The organism is Marinobacter suaedae, assembly GCF_030519635.1.
GTDB classification, from domain to species: Bacteria; Pseudomonadota; Gammaproteobacteria; order Pseudomonadales; family Oleiphilaceae; genus Marinobacter; species Marinobacter suaedae.
Genome location: NZ_JAUMIS010000002.1, coordinates 791,275 through 809,142, shown reverse-complemented (window position 1 = coordinate 809,142; position 17,868 = coordinate 791,275). Strand labels below are relative to the sequence as shown.

Genomic DNA, 17,868 nt, shown 5'->3' with positions numbered 1-17,868 from the left:
GTTAGTGGAATTGCTCCGGACAGTCAGCCTTGGCGGGAGGCCCGCTGAAGTGCAAGAGCATTATCCAGCATACGATTCGAGAATCCCCACTCATTGTCGTACCAGGCCATGACTTTTACATGACGGCCGAGCACGCGGGTGTGGTTGGCATCGAAAATGCTGGAGAGCTCGTTGTGGTTGAAGTCGATGCTCACCAGCTTTTCGATGTTAAATCCAAGAACCGGGGAGCCTTCCGCCGCTGCCTTGACTGTGTTGTTGATTTCTTGAACAGTGGTGTCTCGGCAGGCGATAAAGCCAAAGTCCACCAGCGAGACGTTGATGGTGGGAACCCGAACTGCCAGACCATCGAGTTTGCCGTCCAGTTCTGGTATCACCTTGCCAATGGCGGCAGCGGCGCCGGTTTTGGTTGGAATCATGGATTGAGTGGCCGACCTGGCCCGGTAGGGGTCCGGGTGGTAGACATCGCTGAGTGTCTGGTCGTTGGTGTAGGCGTGGATGGTTGTCATCAATCCGCTCTCGATACCTACGCGATCACTCAGTGCCTTGGCAATCGGTGCCAGGCAGTTGGTGGTGCAACTGGCGTTGGAAATTATGCTGTGCTGGCCAGTGAGTGACTGCTCATTCACTCCGTACACAATCGTCGCGTCAGCGTCCGGCGAGGGGGCGGAAATAATGACCTTGCGGGCTCCGGCGTGCAGATGTGCCGCGGCGGCGGATCGATCCGTGAACAGGCCGGTACACTCGAAGACGATGTCGACCTGATGGGATTGCCAGGGCAGCTCTTTCGGATCTCTGATGGCTGACACGGCAATCCGGTCGCCATTGATGGTCAGGGATTCGGCATCGGCGGATACGTCGCCGGAGAATCGCCCGTGAACACTGTCGTACTTGAGCAGGTGGGCGTTGGCAGGGGCATCGGCGAGGTCGTTGATTGCGACGACCCGCATGTGTTGCCGGTAGTTGTTCTCGTAAAGTGCGCGAACAACGTTTCGTCCGATTCGGCCAAAGCCGTTGATAGCAATGCGTAGTGTCATGATCGGCCTCCTTGGCGACGTTTTCTGCAATCCCTAGTGCGTAGTAAATATGACAACATGATACCGTTAAAGTTCGCTTTTGTTGTGTATTTGTAGACTAAATATAGTAAAAATTACTTTCAAAAAGAGAGTGAAGGGAGTTAAGCGATGCAGCCCGTGGTTGACAAGGTTACCCAGCGAATCATTGAGCGGAGTCGGTCTGGTCGTGAAGGCTACCTGAAGCATATGGCGGCGCTGAAGGCCCAGTCTCCCCACCGGAGCAGTCTGTCGTGCGGTAATCTGGCCCACGGCTTTGCAGCGTGCAGTCCCGGTGACAAGGACACCCTGCGCTTCATGAACAGGGCCAATGTGGCGATCGTCACTGCCTACAACGATATGCTTTCGGCCCACCAGCCCTATGAAAAGTTTCCTGACATTATTCGTGAAGCCGCTCGGGGAATGGGGTCGGTAGCTCAGGTTGCGGGCGGAACGCCCGCCATGTGTGACGGGGTGACCCAGGGGCAGCCGGGGATGGAATTGAGCCTGTTTTCCCGCGATACCATTGCCATGAGCACGGCGGTCGCCCTCAGCCACAACATGTTCGACGCCACCCTGCTGCTTGGTATTTGCGACAAGATCGTACCGGGGCTGCTGATCGGGGCCCTGAGTTTCGGTTACCTGCCCACCGTGCTGGTACCGGCAGGCCCGATGCCTTCCGGGCTGCCGAACAAGGAAAAACAACGTATCCGTCAACTCTATGCCGAGGGCAAGATTGGCAAGGATGAGCTGCTGGAAGCGGAAAGCAAGTCTTACCACAGTCCGGGAACCTGCACCTTCTACGGAACCGCCAACAGCAACCAGCTGTTGGTGGAGGTGATGGGATTGCATTTGCCCGCCGCGGCCTTCGTGAATCCGGGCACGCCGCTGCGGGACGCCCTGACTCGTTACGCCACAGAGCAGGTGATCCGGTTATCGAAGCCCAACGGGGGTGAGCTTGGGCTGGCGGACATGGTGGATGAAAAGAGCATCGTCAACGCACTGGTCGCCCTGCTGGTCACCGGCGGCTCCACCAACCACACCATGCACTGGATCGCCATTGCGCGGGCGGCCGGTATCCTTGTCGACTGGAACGACTTTGCCGACCTGTCGTCCGTGGTCCCCTCCATGACGCGCATCTATCCGAACGGCCAGGAGGACGTGAATGCGTTCCACGAGGCCGGGGGCACCCCGTTTCTGATTCGTGAATTACTTGCCGGCGGTTTCCTGCACAACGACGTAAACACAGTGGTTGGCGAGGGGCTGGAGCGTTACACCCAGGGGCCCGCGCTGGAAGGCGACAAGCTGGTCTGGACCTCCGCTCCGGAGAAATCCGGAAATCCGGAGGTGCTCAGTACCGCCGCTGAACCCTTTGCGCCGGATGGCGGACTCCGGGTATTGGACGGCAACCTTGGCCGGGGTGTTATCAAGGTGTCGGCGGTTGCGAAGGAGCATCATAAGGTGGAAGCACCGGCGGTTCTGTTTGACGATCAGGATGATCTGAAAGCCGCCTTCGACGCCGGCCAGCTGGACAGGGACTGCATCGTCGTGGTTCGGTTCCAGGGGCCTCGGGCCAATGGTATGCCTGAGCTGCACAAGCTGACACCGTATCTGGGGGTGCTTCAGGACCGTGGTTTCAAGGTTGGGCTGGTAACCGATGGGCGGATGTCCGGCGCCTCGGGCAAGGTGCCAGCGGCTATTCATGTGTACCCAGAAGCCCTGGACGGTGGTGCCCTGGCCAAACTGCGCGATGGTGATGTGATATGCCTGGATGCCACCACCGGCAGTCTGTCGGTTTCCCTCACGGACGCCGAGCTGGCGGAGCGCCCGTCGGCCACCCCCGATATGGCGGCGAATCGTCATGGATATGGCCGTGAGCTGTTTGGCTGGATGCGCCGTTCTGCAAGCACGCCCGAAGAGGGCGCCAGTTTTTTCTGGAATCACGATGAATGAGTGAGTCCCGTTATGCGCTGGTGGGGGATGTGGGCGGTACCAATGCCCGCTTCGCCCTGGCGGATACCGTCAGCGGCGCACTGGAATCCATCGAAAGTCTGCCGTGTTCGGAATTCAGCGGCCTTGAGGGTGTGATTGCCAATTACCTCGCACGTGTTGGTGAAAGAAGGGTAGCCAGAGCTTGTCTGGCCGTTGCGGGGATTGTCTCCGAATCGCCCGTCCAGATGACCAACAATCCCTGGAGTTTTGTGGTCGATGACATAAAGCATCGATTTGGCTGGCAAGAGTTCCGGGTCATCAATGACTTTTCGGCCATGGCTCTGGGGGCTCTTCAGGTCAGGGAAGATCACCAACAGCATGTGTGCGGTGGCCCGGGTGATCAGCATGCGCCAAGGTTGGTACTGGGGCCTGGAACCGGATTGGGTATGGCCGGTCTGGTGCCGTCTGGCGACGACTGGATCGTGCTCCCCAGTGAGGGTGGCCACGTGGCTTTTGCGCCAGCGGATGAGGAGGAGTTTGCAGTCCAGGGCGTACTCAGAAAGCGGCACTCAAGGGTGTCCGTGGAGCGAATACTCAGTGGGCCCGGATTGGTGAATCTCTACCAGGCGTTAGGGGTGGTTCAGGGGCGGGAGGCGCCACTGGATTCGCCCGCCACTATCCTCCAGACTGCGCAGAGGAACCAAGATTTGCTGGCGGTGGATACCTTGAACCGGTTTTGTCACATCCTAGGCCGGGTAGCAGGGGATGCGGTGCTCACCATGGGCAGCACAGGAGGGGTTTACTTGTGTGGAGGCATATTGCCCAGGATGCTGGACTTCCTCTTGGCGAGCCCATTCCGCGCTGGCTTTGAAAGCAAGGGGCGGATGAGTGCACTGGTGGCGTCGACGCCGGTGACCGTTATCACTGATCCGTACACCGGCTTGCGTGGCGCGGCTGCCAGCCTGTCAGGAATGACGGTTGGCCACCCCTGACAGTCTGTTTTGACGATGTCGTGGCGCAGAGCGGTCACAGATAATGCACGAAGCGGGACTGGTCGAACCGGTACTGCTGATTGTACACGCCATCCTCAGCACGTTTGCCGGCGGCCAGCACCATGGTGACCAGACCTTTGCGCGGCAGCTTGAGCAGTTTCTTTACCCGGCATTCATCGAAACCTTCCATCGGGCACGAATCGTAGCCATGGGCCCTAAGCGCCAGCATCAGGTTTTCCGCGGCCAGGGCGGTCGACTTGGTGGCCCAGATTTTCATTTCGTTGACCGAGTAGGGCCCCCGGGGCACGGGGCGGGACAGGCCAGCCACCAGTCCGATGGCTTTTTTCGCGGCACCAAACACGCCGAACGGACCCTGGTTGTAGTGAATCGGTGCGATTTTGCGGTAATACTTGTCGACGATGGACGGCATCTTGGTCTCTGGCCACTCCTCCAGTGCAAGCCGGGCGTGGTCGCGCCAGGTATCCGGGCGGGCGACGATGGCGATCAAAAGGGGCGCCGTCTTGGCGGCATTCTGACCCAGGCAGGCATCGGCCAGTTTTGCTTTGAGTTCTGGCGTTTTGACGACGAAGAACTCCCAGGGCTGAAGGTTGCTGGAGTTGGGCGCGAGGGTGGCCAGTTCCAGGCAGTCGTTCAGAATTTCCTGGGGGATGGGCTCGTCCTTGAATCGGCGTATGGACCGGCGGCTGCGTACCACCTTTCGAAACTCATCCACGTTGATGTCCGGCAGTGCGCCGGCCTTTGCATTCATGGTCTGTCCTTGGGCGCCTGAATTCGGCGTCAGCTGCTTGTTGAGAGAATCGAGTCGCCCTATGGTTACGGGAAAAACACAGCTATGCAACTTGCCGGGCAGATGACGTGACTGAGGAACTTGCACAATTGCCGTTTGATGAGCTGGTGCGCCGGGTACGCGCGTGCACGCTGTGTCAGGATGTGTTGCCGCTGGGTCCAAGGCCGGTGGTCCAGTTGTCCGAATCCGCCCGCATTCTGGTCGTGGGTCAGGCACCCGGGCGCCGGGTTCACGAAACCGGGTTGCCTTTTAACGACCCGAGCGGAGATCGTCTGCGGGACTGGATGGGGGTTACCCGGGATACCTTTTACGATGAGCAGAAACTGGCGATTTTGCCCATGGGCTTCTGCTACCCGGGAACGGGAAAGTCTGGCGACCTGCCGCCTCGGCCGGAGTGTGCTGAGACGTGGCGGCAGGCATTACTGGACCGGTTGCCCAATATCGAACTGACCTTGTTGATCGGCCAATACGCCCAGAACTGGCATCTGCCGGAGGGCAGAAACACGGTGACGGACACCGTCAGGCACTGGCAAACTTACTGGCCGCGGATGATGCCCACGCCTCATCCCAGCCCTCGCAACAATCTGTGGCTTAGGCGCAATCCCTGGTTCGAGGCCGAAGCCGTACCCGCCCTGAGAGAGCAGGTCTCTATGGTGCTATCTAATACTGCATAGCTCAGGCGAGCTGCTGGGTGGTTGCTGACTTATCCGATCCGCCGGATGTGTTGTCGAGAAACGCCTGCAATGCTCTGGCGCCCTCGTCGTCGAGATACAGCCCCTGTTTTGTCCGGCGCCATAGAATATCTTCGGCATCAACGGCCCATTCTTCCGCCCGCAGGTAGTCCACCTCTTTTTCGTACAGGGTGCCTCCGAAGTGCTGCCCCAGGTCACCGACGGACTTCGCGTCTTGCAGCAGCTGGTAAGCACAGGTCCCGTAGGTGCGAACATATCGGCTGATAATGGCATCGGGCAGCCATGGGAAATCATGTTGCATGCGCGCCGCCAGATTGTCCTGGGTATCGAAATCGCCACCGGGCAGTTCCGCTGTTTTGGTCCAGGTTCCACCCGCGTTAGGGAAGAACTTGCAGAGGGTGTTTGTGGCGGATTCCGCCAGTTTGCGATAGGTGGTGATCTTGCCGCCAAAGATCGAGAGCAGGGGAGCCTTGCCCGGCTCGGCATTGACCTCGAACGAATAATCCCGCGACGCTTTCTGGGCGTTTTCCTCTTCCCCATCCATTAACGGGCGAACGCCGGAGTAGGACCAGACCACGTCCTTGTCGTTCAGTTGCTGCTTGAAATGGTCGTTTACGATGTTCAGCAGGTACTCGGTCTCTTCGGGGGAGATCGTCGCCTTCTTTGGATCCCCCTGATATTCCACATCGGTGGTACCAACGAGTGAGAATTGGTCTTCATAAGGAATGACGAAAACGATTCGCTGGTCTTCATTCTGCAGGATATAGGCCTCGGTGCCCTTGTTGAGCCGGGGAACCACAATGTGGCTGCCTTTCACCATGCGAATCATTTTGGGGGCGGGCATTTCCAGGGCTTCGCCGAACAGTTTGCTTACCCATGGGCCAGACGCGTTGACGATGGCTTTGCTTTTGACCACCCGCTCGGAGCCGTCCAGCTCATCCCGCAGGGTCACGGTCCACTCATCGGTTCCCCGGTCCGCTTTTACGCACTTGGTTCGGGTAAGGATTGTGGCGCCACGCTGCTGGGCTTTCTTGGCGGTTAATACCACTAGCCGCGCGTCATCCACCCAGCCATCGGAATATTCAAATCCTTTGGTCAGTTCCGGTTTCAGCGGATCGGATGAGTCGAATCGAATGGAGCGGGAGCCGGGGAGCAGTTCCCGTTTGGCAAGATGGTCGTACAGGAACAAGCCGGTACGGATCATCCAGGCTGGCCGCAGGTGAGGGCGATGGGGCAGCCGAAAGCGCATGGGCCACATAATATGGGGCGAATTGCGCAGCAGGGATTCCCGCTCGGCCAGTGCTTCGCGAACCAGTCGGAATTCGTAATGCTCCAGATAACGCAGCCCGCCGTGGATCAGTTTGCTGCTGCTGGACGATGTGGCCGAGGCCAGGTCGTTCATTTCACACAGCAATACCTTCAGGCCGCGTCCGGCGGCATCCATGGCGATGCCGGTGCCGTTGACGCCACCACCCACTACAACCACATCGTACTGGTCCTTCGCTTGGTCCATTGCGAGTCATCTCCTGACTGAAATCGAAAAAATTGTCCCTGATTGAGTGCTTTTTGAGCGATGAGAAATATTATGCGAAACAAAGGAAAGTTCGTAAAGGAACCAAACGAATAAAATCGAAAATATAAGGGTGAGTCACTACCTGTTAACGAAAACGCGATTCAGACGATATGCAGATCGACGTTGTGTTCGCTGAGCAGGCGTTTTATGGGGGCGGGTGGTTGCTGGTCGGTAAAGACGTGATGAGCCTGGGTGATGCTGCCAAGGCGTACCATGGCATTACGGCCAAACTTGGTATGGTCAGCCGCGAGCAAGACCTGCGCAGAGTTTGCGATGATGGATTGAGCGACGCGCACTTCCCGGTAGTCAAAATCCAGCAGCGAGCCGTCCTCGTGGATGCCACTGATACCGATAATGCCGAAATCCATCTTGAACTGATTGATGAAGTCCCGGGTGGCTTCGCCCACAATCCCTCCATCCCGGTGCCGGACTTCACCACCGGCAATGATGACGTGAAAGTCTTCCTTTGCGGACAGGATGGAGGCAACGTGCAAGTTGTTGGTCACAACCTGCAGGTTTCTTTTCCCCAGCAGGGCCCTGGCGATGGTTTCGGTGGTGGTGCCGATGTTAATAAACATGGAGGAACCATCCGGGATCATCTCAACCAGTGCTTGGGCAATGCGTTCCTTGGCCTCCAGATCCATGATCTTCCGGGCCTGGTAGGCCGTGTTCACCGTACTGGAGTCAATGCCTGCGCCCCCGTGGTGCCGACGCACCTTCTTTTCCTGGGCGAGGTCGTTGAGGTCCCTGCGGATGGTTTGTGGCGTGACCTTGAATCGCTCAACCAGCTCATCCGTGGTGGCAAAACCGGTTTCCTGAATGAGCTCCAGAATCAGATCCTTGCGACGCGCCTGTGCCATTCAATACGCCTCTTTTTTTGTTCGTATTGTTCGTAAACGAATGATGTAAAGATTAAAACGAACATCAGTGTACCGTTTTTCAGGGGGTTATGCAGCGGTGGGGCGCGTGAATTGTACCGCCGTCATCGACCTCGAGCGCCATGGCAATTTCTCCGGGGCAGGCCGTTTTGCAGGACCCAGGGGCAGGCCGTTTTGCAGGACCCAAATGGGGCGTGCTACGGTGAGCAGTATAACCGTATCCGGCGCTTGCCCTGAGCGGAATGGCCCTGAGGTGAGGCCGCCTCGACCGGCAGCACTCGTGGATCACCAGCGATGACACAAGCCATTGTCACACCACTGACCCAGGCGCTTGAAGAAGGCAAGCTGAACCGTAGCGAGCTGAAATCCCTGATGCAGCGTTCGGACGGCCCCGCCCTTTGTAAATTGGCGCTGTGGATGCTGGTGCTGGCCGGAACCACGACACTGATCACGCTTGCATGGAACAGCTGGCTGATCTGGCCGGCCATGTTCCTGCATGGGATTGTGTTGGTCCATCATTTTTCGCTTCAGCATGAATGCGTGCATTACACCGTTTTCCGCACCCGCAAACTGAACAACATCGTCGGGCAGATCTGCGGACTGATTATCCTGCTGCCGCACCGCTTCTTTCGGTATGAGCATTGTGACCACCACACCTATACGCAGCTGACCGGCCAGGACCCTGAGCTGATCCCCATGCCGAAAACCTTCGGTGAATACCTGCTTTACCTGTCTGCGATCCCTTACTGGACGGCCAAGTTCACCGAGGTTGCCCGTCACGCGATGGGGCGGCTGTCGGACACCGAAAAACGCTTCATTCCGAAGGCGGAGCATGCCGCCGTATACCGGGACGCGCGAATAATGCTGGGGATATATGCGTTGATCTTTTCGGGCATGGCGGTCACAGGCTGGTGGGGGCTGATCTGGTACTGGATCATTCCGCTCTTCCTTGGCGAACCGGTGATGCGTTTTATCCGGATGACGGAACATGTAGGTCGCCCGACCGTGGCGCAGATGAGCGAAAACACCCGCACGAACCTGATTTCCGCCCCGTGGCGGTTTCTGTGCTGGAACATGAACTACCATGCGGAGCATCACTATGTCCCGCTGGTTCCGTATCACGCCCTGCCGCGCCTGCATGAAAAGCTGCGCGACCATATTTACGTCGAGCCGCGCGGCTATTTCGGTGCGCATAGGGAGATCCTGTGGCAAATCAGGGAGGCACGGGCATGAGCGAGAAGCCTTGGCGAGACGTCATAGCAGTGGATGACCTTGAAAAGGACTGGGTCACTCGCGTCGAGGTCGGGCGGACGACCATAGCCGTTTACGATACGCCTACCGGAATCTATGCCTCGCTCGCGCTGTGCAGTCATGCGGGTGCCGACCTGTGCGATGGGTATTTCGACAATCATGTCATCGAATGCCCCCTGCATCAGGGGGCCTTTGACGTTCGTGACGGTAAGCCCATCGCCGCGCCCGCAACGCGGGCGATAAGGGGGCTGGAGGTGAGGGTGCGGCATGGGAAGGTGCAGGTGCGGATCTGAAGCGGTTCGGGTGGCGCCTTCCCACAAGCAAGGGCTCCAAATCCCTGGTCGTTTTCGACTAACGAACCCCCAGCTCCCGCAAACGCTTGTAAACCGTATTACGGCTAATGCTGAGCGCCCGGGCGGTATGGGAGATATTGCCCATGCACTCGCGATACGCGTCGAGGGTTTGGGAAAGACCGTCGGACAGGGTCTGGTGAGTCGCACGGTTACCCGATGGCTCTACGGCGTTGTTTGAGGTTGACTCAGGAGCGGACAGGAAGTCTTCTGGCAGGTGCCAGAGCTGGACGGGGTCTCCGTCTGCGATGGCTACCGCCACCTTAATCACGTTCTCAAGTTGTCGGATATTGCCCGGCCAGGGGTGCTGGGTCAGGGTTGCCAGAACCGAATCGCTTAATGCCTCTGGCTGTCCGTCATCCCGGTGCTGGCGGTAGATCTGCTGAAACAGTTCCTGCTTGTCCGAGCGTTTTCTCAGTGGCGGCAGCTCCACGCTCAGGCCATTGATCCGGTAATACAGGTCGCTGCGGAACTGGCCCGAATCTATGTGGGACTGCAAGGAGCGGTTGGTGGCGGTGATCAGCAGGATGTCGACGGGTACGCTGTCTGTCGAACCAACGGGGATGACCTCCCGCTCCTGCAGGACCCTGAGTAACCGAGACTGCGCTGCCATCGGCATTTCGCCAATTTCATCGAGAAACAGAATGCCTCTGTGGGCTTTGCGGATGAATCCGATGGCACCCTTTGCGCGGGCACCGGTGAAGGCGCCGGGCTGGTAGCCGAACAGTTCGGATTCAACCAGTTCGGATGGGATGGCGGCGCAGTTGACGGACACCAGTGGTTGAGCGCGTCGTTCGCTGGCGTTGTGCAGTGCCTTGACCAGAACCTCCTTGCCAACACCGGTTTCGCCGGTGATGACCAGCGGTACACCTCGTTTAAGCACTTTGCTGGCGAGATCGGCGCAGCGGCGAACGGCTGCGTCGCCAAACTCAAGCTCCGAAAGGTTCGGGCCTGAGGGCTCTTCAATTTCGGTTTCCCGGGCAAGCTGGCGAACCGGGCGTTCTGGTGCAGGTTGTTCCGGTTGCGTTATCCGCGCACTGAGGCGCACTTTGTTGCGGGTAACGAGCTGCATGGGCGCTCGATTCGACTGCTGGAGAATACGCCTCCCAGACCCGGAGAACAGCTCATCCAGAGCGTGGTTCACAGGATTGCTGCCGAGCAGCTGACTCGCACGCTGATTGCACGCGATAACAGTTCCGTTGCCCTCGCAGGCGATAATCCCGGACCAGGGGCTGTCAAAGTTGTCGGCGTTGGTGTTGAGTGTGATCAGGCAGTGGCTACCTTCAAAACGCCTGCTGATAAGCCGGTTTTCAATGGACTGGGACAGTAAGCGAACCATGCCCAGGGTATGGGCCTGGGGCAGGTAGGCATCAGTAAACACACTCAGAACACCTGCCAGTTCGTTGCCCGCATCGTAGATGGGCGCGGCGGAACCGATCAGGTTCCTGTGCAGTTTCAGGAAGTGGTCGTTGCGCTGTATTTGAATCGCTGCGCCCGTGGCGATGGCGGTGCCGATGGCGTTGGTTCCACAGGTTTGCTCCCGCCAGTTGGCGCCTTTCAGGAACCAGGGTTTCAGGTTGCGGTCGGTAATGCTTCCATCCCCCCAGCTTTGCAGGACCGTTGCCTGAGCGTCTGCCAGCAAGATCAGGCAGCGGCTGTTGGAGAGCACGTTACGGTAGTAGGGCACGACCTCGGTGTCGGTCACAGAGATTAATTCAGAATGCTCTGAATCTTCTCGGATGCCGGCGGCTGGCCTGCTGCCCGTGGGTGACGGCCGTTGATCGTGTTTCAGGCCCCAGGCTGTGCATCGATTCCATGATTCCCGTATCGCCTGGCGTTCGTTGGAGCAGTCGTTGTTCCCCATGGGCTGTACCTTCGGGTTGGTTGTTGTTATTGCCCGTTGTCAGATCAGTGTTCAATCAAGACACCGGAACTGTTCAATCCGTTGTTCAGGCACTGTTCAATGCTGTGTTCAGTCTAGACAAGGTTTGCGGAAACGAAAGTTTTTGGGCTCGGACTCGCGGGTCTTTCATGCCTGAAAAAACGACAGCTAAACAGAGGGTTGGGTGATTGGAGGATCGGCGTCAGCCTGAACTGGTACGGGGCTTGCGTTGTCGAGTGCACACCGTGATCGGCGATCAGGGAAGTAAGTGGGTCGCAACGGCGGGATCTGATGACAAAAGAATAACAAGGAAAGCCTATGTCCCTAACACTGGAGAATATCTCCCGTGTCGTTGATGGCGTGGACTACATTCACAACGCCAACCTGACCTTCGAGGCAGGCTCGTTCAATGTCCTGCTTGGCCGGACCCTGGCGGGAAAAACCTCGCTGATGCGCCTGATGGCCGGGCTGGACAAACCGACCACGGGCAGACTCCTGTACCGGGGCGAGGATGTAACCGGGCAATCGGTCCAGAAGCGCAACATCTCCATGATCTACCAGCAGTTCATCAATTATCCCAATCTGACGGTTTACGAGAACATCGCCTCTCCATTGAGACTGGCCAGGATGTCCGACAGTGAGATCGACCGGCGGGTGAAGGAAACCGCGGCCATGCTGCACATCGAACCGCTGCTCAAGCGCCATCCACTGGAGCTGTCCGGCGGGCAACAGCAGCGCACCGCCATGGCCAGGGCACTGGTCAAAGACGCCACCCTGATTCTGTTTGATGAGCCGCTGGTCAATCTGGATTACAAGCTGCGGGAAGAGCTTCGGGCCGAGCTCCGTGGCCTGTTCCGGGAACGTCAGTGTATTGCGGTGTACGCCACCACCGAGCCCAACGAAGCGCTGGCACTGGGCGGAACCACGACCCTGTTGCACGAAGGGAGGGTGGTACAGACCGGGCCGGTCATGGACGTGTATCGGGCGCCCGTCAGTACCCTGGCAGCCCAGCTCTTCAGCGAACCGCCCATGAACCTGATTCGGGGCCGGGTGACCGAAACCGAGGTTACCTTTGACGAGTATTCCCATCACGCGCTGACTCAGGAGTTGGCGGCGTTGAAGCCCGGCGAATACTGGTTTGGCATTCGGCCTAGCCACATTGGCCTGGTCCCTGCCAATGACGACGATCTGGAGATGTCCATGGAGGTGGCGCTCAGCGAGATCAGCGGCTCCGAGACGTTCATGCATGTGCAGAACCGTTACTTCGAAATGGTGCTTCAACTGATGGGGGTGCACCAGTATCACACCGGAGCCCCGGTGAAAGTCTATCTGCCCATCAACAAGTTATTCGTGTTCGACAGCCATGAGCAGTTGGTACTGACTCCGGCACAACCGACAGGAGGTGGCTGATGGCTGAGATACAACTGAAGTCACTGGCACACAGTTATAGCTCCACACCTTCAGATCCCGCGGACTATGCCATCCGGCAGCTGGACCATGTCTGGGAACGGGGTGGGGCATACGCACTGCTCGGTCCCTCCGGCTGTGGCAAGAGCACCATGCTCAATATCATCTCCGGGTTGGTTCAGCCGTCGGAGGGTGAGGTGTTGTTCGACGGGCGGCGGGTGAATGAGATGTCTCCCCGGGAGCGCAATATTGCCCAGGTGTTCCAGTTCCCGGTCGTGTACGACTCCATGACCGTGTACGACAACCTGGCGTTTCCCCTCAAGAACAACAAAATGGCTGGCTCCAGGATCAAGGCCCGGGTGCATGAGATTGCCGAGGTCCTGGAGATTGAGGACAAGCTCTATCGGAAAGCCAAGAACCTGACGGCGGATGAAAAACAGAAGGTCTCCATGGGCCGTGGTCTGGTGCGCGAGGATGTCTCTGCCATCCTGTTCGATGAACCGCTCACGGTCATTGATCCGCAGCTCAAATGGCGGTTACGGCGCAAGCTCAAGCAGATTCACGAGCAGTTCGACATCACCATGGTGTACGTCACCCACGATCAGCTGGAAGCTTCCACCTTCGCGGACAAGATTGCAGTGATGTACGACGGCCAGATTGTTCAGTTCGGCACGCCCACGGAACTGTTCGAGCAACCCAATCACACGTTCGTCGGGTTCTTTATCGGCAGTCCCGGCATGAACCTGATCGAGGTAAAGCGGTGTGCCGAAGGGGTGTGCTTCGGAACGACCGTCATCCCCCTTGAGCCCTGGCAAATCGATCGGTTGGAGCTGATGAAATCCGCCAACGTCAAAGTCGGTATCCGGCCGGAATTTGTCGAGCTGGCCCGGCAGCCGTCGGACGACGCCTTCGAGTCCGAGGTGCTGGACGTGGAGGATCTGGGCACCTACAAGATCGTGACGGTTCGGTTGGGAGATGAGCGGCTCAAGGTCCGGCAAAGCGAAGAATTCGAAGTTCGTGTTGGCGGGCAGATCTACGTCTCGTTTCCCCGCCAGTGGCTGAAGCTGTACGTGGATGAATTTCTGGTACAGGAGCATCAGTGATGGACAAGATACCCAACAATCGGGCCTGGTGGCTGGTACTGCCGGTCTTCATTCTGGTGGCGTTTTCCGCGCTGGTGCCGTTGATGACGGTGGTGAACTACTCGGTTCAGGACATTTTCGGGCCAGGGCAGGCGTATTTTGTGGGTACCGAATGGTTTCGTGAGGTGCTGACGAATGAGCGGCTGCAGGAATCGCTGATTCGCCAGTTCGTGTTTTCGGGCGCCGTATTGCTCATCCAGATTCCCCTCGGCATTGCGGTGGCCCTGATGATGCCCAAGACCGGCATCAAGGCGTCGCTCTGCCTGATCCTGCTGGCCATTCCGCTGCTCATACCCTGGAACGTGGTAGGTACCATCTGGCAGATCTTTGGTCGGGGAGATATCGGGTTGTTCGGCTGGGGGCTGAACGAACTGGGCTTTGACTATAACTACACCGGTGACACCGGCGATGCCTGGTTTACCGTGCTGTTGATGGATGTCTGGCACTGGACGCCGCTTGTGGCGCTGCTGTGCTATTCGGGCCTGCGGGCGATTCCAGAAGCCTTTTACCAGGCGGCGGAAATTGACCGAGCCTCCAAGTGGGCGGTGTTCCGCTACATCCAGCTGCCCCGGTTGAAAAACGTCCTGATCATCGCCGTGCTGTTGCGGTTTATGGACAGTTTCATGATCTACACCGAGCCCTTCGTGTTGACCGGCGGTGGCCCGGGCAGTTCCACCACCTTCCTGAGCCAGACCCTGACCACCATGGCGATTGGCCAGTTTGACCTTGGCCGGGCGGCGGCCTTCTCGCTCATTTATTTCCTCATTGTGCTGCTGGTGTCCTGGCTGTTCTTTACCGCCATCACCCACGCGGACAAGAAGCAATAGGAGGCGGTGATGGAAAACAGTCGGGGCAAGAACATTGGTATAACAATTTTTATCGTACTGCTACTCACGCCGATCTACTGGTTGCTCAATATGTCGTTCAAGACCAACCAGGAAATACTGGGCGGCCTGACCCTGTGGCCAGAGAACTTCACGCTGCACAATTACGAGGTGATCTTCACCGATCCGAGCTGGTACAACGGTTATATCAACTCGATGATCTACGTCTCCATGAACGTGGTCATTACCCTGCTGGTGGCGCTGCCGGCCGCCTATGCCTTCAGCCGCTACAAGTTTCTGGGCGACAAGCATCTGTTCTTCTGGTTGCTCAGTAACCGCATGGCGCCGCCGGCGGTCTTCCTGCTGCCGTTCTTTCAGCTCTATTCCTCGATTGGCCTGTTCGATACCCACATTGCGGTTGCGCTGGCGCATTGCCTGTTCAACGTGCCGCTGGCGGTGTGGATTCTTGAAGGCTTCATGTCCGGGGTGCCCCGGGAATACGACGAAATGGCGTACATCGACGGTTACAGCTTTCCGAAGTTTTTCGTGAAGATCTTCCTGCCGATGATCCGCTCCGGAATTGGCGTGACCGCCTTTTTCGCGTTCATGTTTTCCTGGGTGGAACTGTTGCTGGCGCGCACGCTGACTTCGGTGGACGCTCAACCCATTGCTGCCATCATGACCCGGACGGTGGGGGCCAGCGGCATAGATTGGGGGGTGCTGGCGGCGGCTGGTTCGCTCACGATTATTCCGGGCCTGCTGGTGATCTGGTTCGTGCGAAATCACGTGGCCAAGGGCTTTGCCCTCGGACGGGTTTGAGGGGAGAACTGCGATGCTTGCATGGATGAACTGGACACCGGCGGTCGCCACCTTTTTTGGTGTGATTGCGGCCATCCTGCTGGTGATGACCATCTACGAACTAGTCTCGCCCTGTGTTGAGCGCAAAGGGTTTCTGCCCATTGCCACCACACGGGGGGATCGCCTGTTTATTGGTTTGCTTTCGGCGGCTTACATCCATCTGGCGTTTCTGGCTGTCAGCAATGTGAGTCTCTGGATCGCCCTCGTTGTTTCGGTGATCTGGCTGTTGGTGTTGTTGCGCTGGGGCTGACGGGGCGACGTTTGGCCCGGCTTGTCCATCAGTGCGGAAGGGGAAGAAGAATGGATCCGGCGTTGTCCGGGTTCGAAGCAAGGGATAGCGGTAACAACGCTATGAAAGGTGAACGAAACGGAGTCTGTTTCGTCCCATCCAATAGACGATGAATGAGGTTGGATATGTTCAAGAACAATAACTATCCGAGCGCTCTTTTGCTCAGCGCTGCCGTTGGCGCTGCGGGGGTAGCAGTGAGTTTTCCCGCTAGTGCCGACCAGTATTCCGATGCGGCCGAAAAATGGGTGAATGAGTCGTTCAAACGGTCGACCCTGACCAAGGAAGAGCAACTGGAGGAACTGGCCTGGTTTACCAAGGCCGCAGAACAGTTCCGGGGCATGGATATCAACGTGGTGTCGGAAACCATCGCTACCCACGAATACGAAGCCAGTACTCTGGCCAAGGCCTTTACGGATATCACCGGCATCAACCTGACGCACACGCTGATTCAGGAAGGGGATGTGATCGAGAAGTTACAGACCCAGATGCAGTCGGGCCGGAATATCTACGACGCCTACGTCAACGACTCGGATCTGATCGGCACCCATTTCCGTTACGGCAAGGTGGTCCCGGTGCAGTCGATCATGGAAGGGGCGGGTAAAGACCTCACTCTTCCGACTCTGGATCTGGACGACTTCATCGGTCTGGATTTTGTGACTGCGCCGGACGGCACCCTGTATCAGTTGCCGGACCAGCAGTTTGCCAACCTGTACTGGTTCCGTGCTGACTGGTTTGAGCGCGACGACCTGAAGAGTCAGTTCAAGGAGATCTACGGTTACGACCTGGGTGTTCCGGTCAACTGGTCCGCTTATGAAGACATTGCCGAGTTCTTCTCTGTTCATGTGAAAGAGATTGATGGTAAACGTGTCTACGGGCACATGGATTACGGCAAGAAAGACCCCTCACTGGGCTGGCGCTTTACCGATGCCTGGTTCTCCATGGCGGGTGCCGGTGACAAAGGCCTGCCCAATGGCCTGCCGGTGGACGAGTGGGGTATCCGCGTCGAGGAGTGTCATCCGGTGGGTTCCAGCGTCAGCCGCGGTGGTGCCACCAATGGCCCGGCTGCGGTGTACGCCACCACCAAATACGTGGACTGGCTGGAAAAGTACGCGCCGCCTGAAGCTCCGGGCATGACCTTCTCCGAAGCCGGACCGGTTCCTGCTCAGGGCAATGTGGCACAGCAGATCTTCTGGTACACCGCCTTTACGGCCAGCATGGTGAAAGACGGCCTGCCGGTGGTGAACGAAGACGGTACACCCAAGTGGCGCATGGCACCTTCTCCGCGGGGGCCCTACTGGGAAGAGGGCATGAAGCTGGGGTATCAGGACGTGGGTTCCTGGACTTTCTTCGATTCCACGCCGGAAAAACGCCGGCTGGCGGCCTGGCTGTATGCTCAGTTCACCGTGTCGAAGACCGTATCGCTGGAGAAAACCCTGGCTGGCCTGACGCCGATTCGAGAGTCGGACATCAACTCGGATGAAATGACCGAAGCCGCACCGCGTCTGGGTGGCCTGGTGGAGTTCTATCGCAGCCCGGCACGGGTTCAGTGGTCGCCCACCGGCACCAACGTTCCGGACTACCCCAAGTTGGCTCAGCTGTGGTGGCAGTTTATCGCCCAGGCGGCCAGTGGTGAGGCAACGCCACAAGAAGCGCTGGACGGCCTGGCCAAGGCTCAGGACCGGGTGCTTGAGCGGTTGGAGCGCGCCAATGTGATGGCAACCTGTGGACCCAAACTCAATGAGCCTCGGGACCCTCAGTACTGGCTGGATCAGCCTGGCTCGCCCAAGGCGAAACTGGATAATGAGAAGCCACAGGGCAAGACGGTTCCCTATCAGGAACTGCTGAAAACCTGGGAAGATGCTCGTCAGAGCTAAGCATTGAGGTCATACCCGCCGGTTCGGACAAGGTTTCGAACCGGCGGGCACTCGATGTGGTTTTTCT

General features: G+C 58.1%; 16 protein-coding genes. 11 read left to right on the top strand and 5 right to left on the bottom strand.

The window, feature by feature from the left end:
• Window positions 1-23: 23 nt before the first annotated feature.
• Entirely contained in the window at window positions 24-1,034 is a 1,011-nt protein-coding gene (gene gap, locus QVZ43_RS12585) for a type I glyceraldehyde-3-phosphate dehydrogenase (protein ID WP_302910206.1), read from the bottom strand.
• A 147-nt stretch (window positions 1,035-1,181) separates the two neighbouring features.
• Here gap and edd point away from each other — a divergent pair, with 147 nt between their 5' ends.
• Both edd and glk read left to right on the top strand, forming a co-directional pair.
• Complete coding sequence (gene edd, locus QVZ43_RS12580; protein ID WP_302910205.1) at window positions 1,182-3,002, top strand: phosphogluconate dehydratase; 1,821 nt, start codon at window positions 1,182-1,184, stop codon at window positions 3,000-3,002.
• Window positions 2,999-3,973: a glucokinase gene (gene glk / locus QVZ43_RS12575; RefSeq protein WP_302910204.1), complete on the top strand. Its 975-nt coding sequence runs from the start codon at window positions 2,999-3,001 to the stop codon at window positions 3,971-3,973. The genes edd and glk overlap by 4 nt, the downstream gene beginning before the upstream one ends.
• A gap of 34 nt (window positions 3,974-4,007) precedes the next feature.
• Here glk and QVZ43_RS12570 read toward each other — a convergent pair whose 3' ends face one another.
• Complete coding sequence (locus tag QVZ43_RS12570) at window positions 4,008-4,742, bottom strand: nitroreductase family protein (protein WP_302910203.1); 735 nt, start codon at window positions 4,740-4,742, stop codon at window positions 4,008-4,010.
• A gap of 107 nt (window positions 4,743-4,849) precedes the next feature.
• Between QVZ43_RS12570 and QVZ43_RS12565 the strand changes: the two genes are divergently transcribed.
• A complete protein-coding gene (locus QVZ43_RS12565) occupies window positions 4,850-5,455 on the top strand; it encodes a uracil-DNA glycosylase family protein (RefSeq protein WP_302910202.1) in 606 nt (201 codons plus the stop codon).
• A gap of 1 nt (window position 5,456) precedes the next feature.
• Here the strand turns inward: QVZ43_RS12565 and glpD are convergent, their stop codons facing one another.
• Together glpD and QVZ43_RS12555 are read right to left on the bottom strand one after the other, a co-directional pair.
• Window positions 5,457-6,986, bottom strand: a complete 1,530-nt coding sequence (gene glpD, locus QVZ43_RS12560; protein WP_223793226.1) for a glycerol-3-phosphate dehydrogenase — start codon at window positions 6,984-6,986, stop codon at window positions 5,457-5,459.
• A 161-nt stretch (window positions 6,987-7,147) separates the two neighbouring features.
• Complete coding sequence (locus tag QVZ43_RS12555) at window positions 7,148-7,906, bottom strand: DeoR/GlpR family transcriptional regulator (RefSeq protein WP_302910201.1); 759 nt, start codon at window positions 7,904-7,906, stop codon at window positions 7,148-7,150.
• Window positions 7,907-8,218: 312 nt separating this feature from the next.
• Here QVZ43_RS12555 and QVZ43_RS12550 point away from each other — a divergent pair, with 312 nt between their 5' ends.
• Both QVZ43_RS12550 and QVZ43_RS12545 read left to right on the top strand, forming a co-directional pair.
• Window positions 8,219-9,157, top strand: a complete 939-nt coding sequence (locus QVZ43_RS12550; RefSeq protein WP_302910200.1) for a fatty acid desaturase family protein — start codon at window positions 8,219-8,221, stop codon at window positions 9,155-9,157.
• Window positions 9,154-9,468, top strand: a complete 315-nt coding sequence (locus QVZ43_RS12545; protein ID WP_302910199.1) for a non-heme iron oxygenase ferredoxin subunit — start codon at window positions 9,154-9,156, stop codon at window positions 9,466-9,468. Before QVZ43_RS12550 ends, QVZ43_RS12545 begins: the two co-directional genes overlap by 4 nt.
• Before the next feature lie 58 nt (window positions 9,469-9,526).
• Here the strand turns inward: QVZ43_RS12545 and QVZ43_RS12540 are convergent, their stop codons facing one another.
• The gene (locus QVZ43_RS12540) at window positions 9,527-11,389 is read right to left on the bottom strand and encodes a sigma-54-dependent Fis family transcriptional regulator (RefSeq protein WP_302910198.1); all 1,863 of its coding nucleotides are present in this window, start codon (window positions 11,387-11,389) and stop codon (window positions 9,527-9,529) included.
• Window positions 11,390-11,725: 336 nt separating this feature from the next.
• Here QVZ43_RS12540 and QVZ43_RS12535 point away from each other — a divergent pair, with 336 nt between their 5' ends.
• The 6 genes from QVZ43_RS12535 to QVZ43_RS12510 all read left to right on the top strand — a co-directional run bounded on the left by QVZ43_RS12535 (window position 11,726) and on the right by QVZ43_RS12510 (window position 17,801).
• Window positions 11,726-12,817 (top strand): ABC transporter ATP-binding protein, encoded by a 1,092-nt coding sequence (locus QVZ43_RS12535; RefSeq protein WP_302910197.1) that lies wholly within the window; start codon window positions 11,726-11,728, stop codon window positions 12,815-12,817.
• Complete coding sequence (locus tag QVZ43_RS12530) at window positions 12,817-13,917, top strand: ABC transporter ATP-binding protein (RefSeq protein WP_302910196.1); 1,101 nt, start codon at window positions 12,817-12,819, stop codon at window positions 13,915-13,917. Before QVZ43_RS12535 ends, QVZ43_RS12530 begins: the two co-directional genes overlap by 1 nt.
• The gene (locus QVZ43_RS12525; protein WP_223793233.1) at window positions 13,917-14,783 is read left to right on the top strand and encodes a carbohydrate ABC transporter permease; all 867 of its coding nucleotides are present in this window, start codon (window positions 13,917-13,919) and stop codon (window positions 14,781-14,783) included. Before QVZ43_RS12530 ends, QVZ43_RS12525 begins: the two co-directional genes overlap by 1 nt.
• A gap of 9 nt (window positions 14,784-14,792) precedes the next feature.
• Complete coding sequence (locus QVZ43_RS12520; protein WP_223793234.1) at window positions 14,793-15,599, top strand: carbohydrate ABC transporter permease; 807 nt, start codon at window positions 14,793-14,795, stop codon at window positions 15,597-15,599.
• A 13-nt stretch (window positions 15,600-15,612) separates the two neighbouring features.
• The gene (locus QVZ43_RS12515) at window positions 15,613-15,888 is read left to right on the top strand and encodes a DUF2160 domain-containing protein (RefSeq protein ID WP_223793235.1); all 276 of its coding nucleotides are present in this window, start codon (window positions 15,613-15,615) and stop codon (window positions 15,886-15,888) included.
• Window positions 15,889-16,052: 164 nt separating this feature from the next.
• Complete coding sequence (locus QVZ43_RS12510; RefSeq protein ID WP_223793236.1) at window positions 16,053-17,801, top strand: ABC transporter substrate-binding protein; 1,749 nt, start codon at window positions 16,053-16,055, stop codon at window positions 17,799-17,801.
• Window positions 17,802-17,868 lie beyond the last annotated feature (67 nt).

Excerpts from the sequence above, each read along its gene's own strand:
- QVZ43_RS12510 (WP_223793236.1), top strand. The coding sequence starts at position 16,053 with ATGTTCAAGAACAATAACTATCCGAGCGCTCTTTTGCTCAGCGCTGCC.
- gap (WP_302910206.1), bottom strand. The coding sequence starts at position 1,034 with ATGACACTACGCATTGCTATCAACGGCTTTGGCCGAATCGGACGAAAC.
- QVZ43_RS12530 (WP_302910196.1), top strand. The coding sequence starts at position 12,817 with ATGGCTGAGATACAACTGAAGTCACTGGCACACAGTTATAGCTCCACA.
- QVZ43_RS12535 (WP_302910197.1), top strand. The coding sequence starts at position 11,726 with ATGTCCCTAACACTGGAGAATATCTCCCGTGTCGTTGATGGCGTGGAC.
- QVZ43_RS12545 (WP_302910199.1), top strand. The coding sequence starts at position 9,154 with ATGAGCGAGAAGCCTTGGCGAGACGTCATAGCAGTGGATGACCTTGAA.
- QVZ43_RS12570 (WP_302910203.1), bottom strand. The coding sequence starts at position 4,742 with ATGAATGCAAAGGCCGGCGCACTGCCGGACATCAACGTGGATGAGTTT.
- QVZ43_RS12525 (WP_223793233.1), top strand. The coding sequence starts at position 13,917 with ATGGACAAGATACCCAACAATCGGGCCTGGTGGCTGGTACTGCCGGTC.
- glpD (WP_223793226.1), bottom strand. The coding sequence starts at position 6,986 with ATGGACCAAGCGAAGGACCAGTACGATGTGGTTGTAGTGGGTGGTGGC.
- QVZ43_RS12515 (WP_223793235.1), top strand. The coding sequence starts at position 15,613 with ATGCTTGCATGGATGAACTGGACACCGGCGGTCGCCACCTTTTTTGGT.
- QVZ43_RS12555 (WP_302910201.1), bottom strand. The coding sequence starts at position 7,906 with ATGGCACAGGCGCGTCGCAAGGATCTGATTCTGGAGCTCATTCAGGAA.
- QVZ43_RS12540 (WP_302910198.1), bottom strand. The coding sequence starts at position 11,389 with ATGGGGAACAACGACTGCTCCAACGAACGCCAGGCGATACGGGAATCA.
- QVZ43_RS12550 (WP_302910200.1), top strand. The coding sequence starts at position 8,219 with ATGACACAAGCCATTGTCACACCACTGACCCAGGCGCTTGAAGAAGGC.
- glk (WP_302910204.1), top strand. The coding sequence starts at position 2,999 with ATGAGTGAGTCCCGTTATGCGCTGGTGGGGGATGTGGGCGGTACCAAT.
- edd (WP_302910205.1), top strand. The coding sequence starts at position 1,182 with ATGCAGCCCGTGGTTGACAAGGTTACCCAGCGAATCATTGAGCGGAGT.
- QVZ43_RS12520 (WP_223793234.1), top strand. The coding sequence starts at position 14,793 with ATGGAAAACAGTCGGGGCAAGAACATTGGTATAACAATTTTTATCGTA.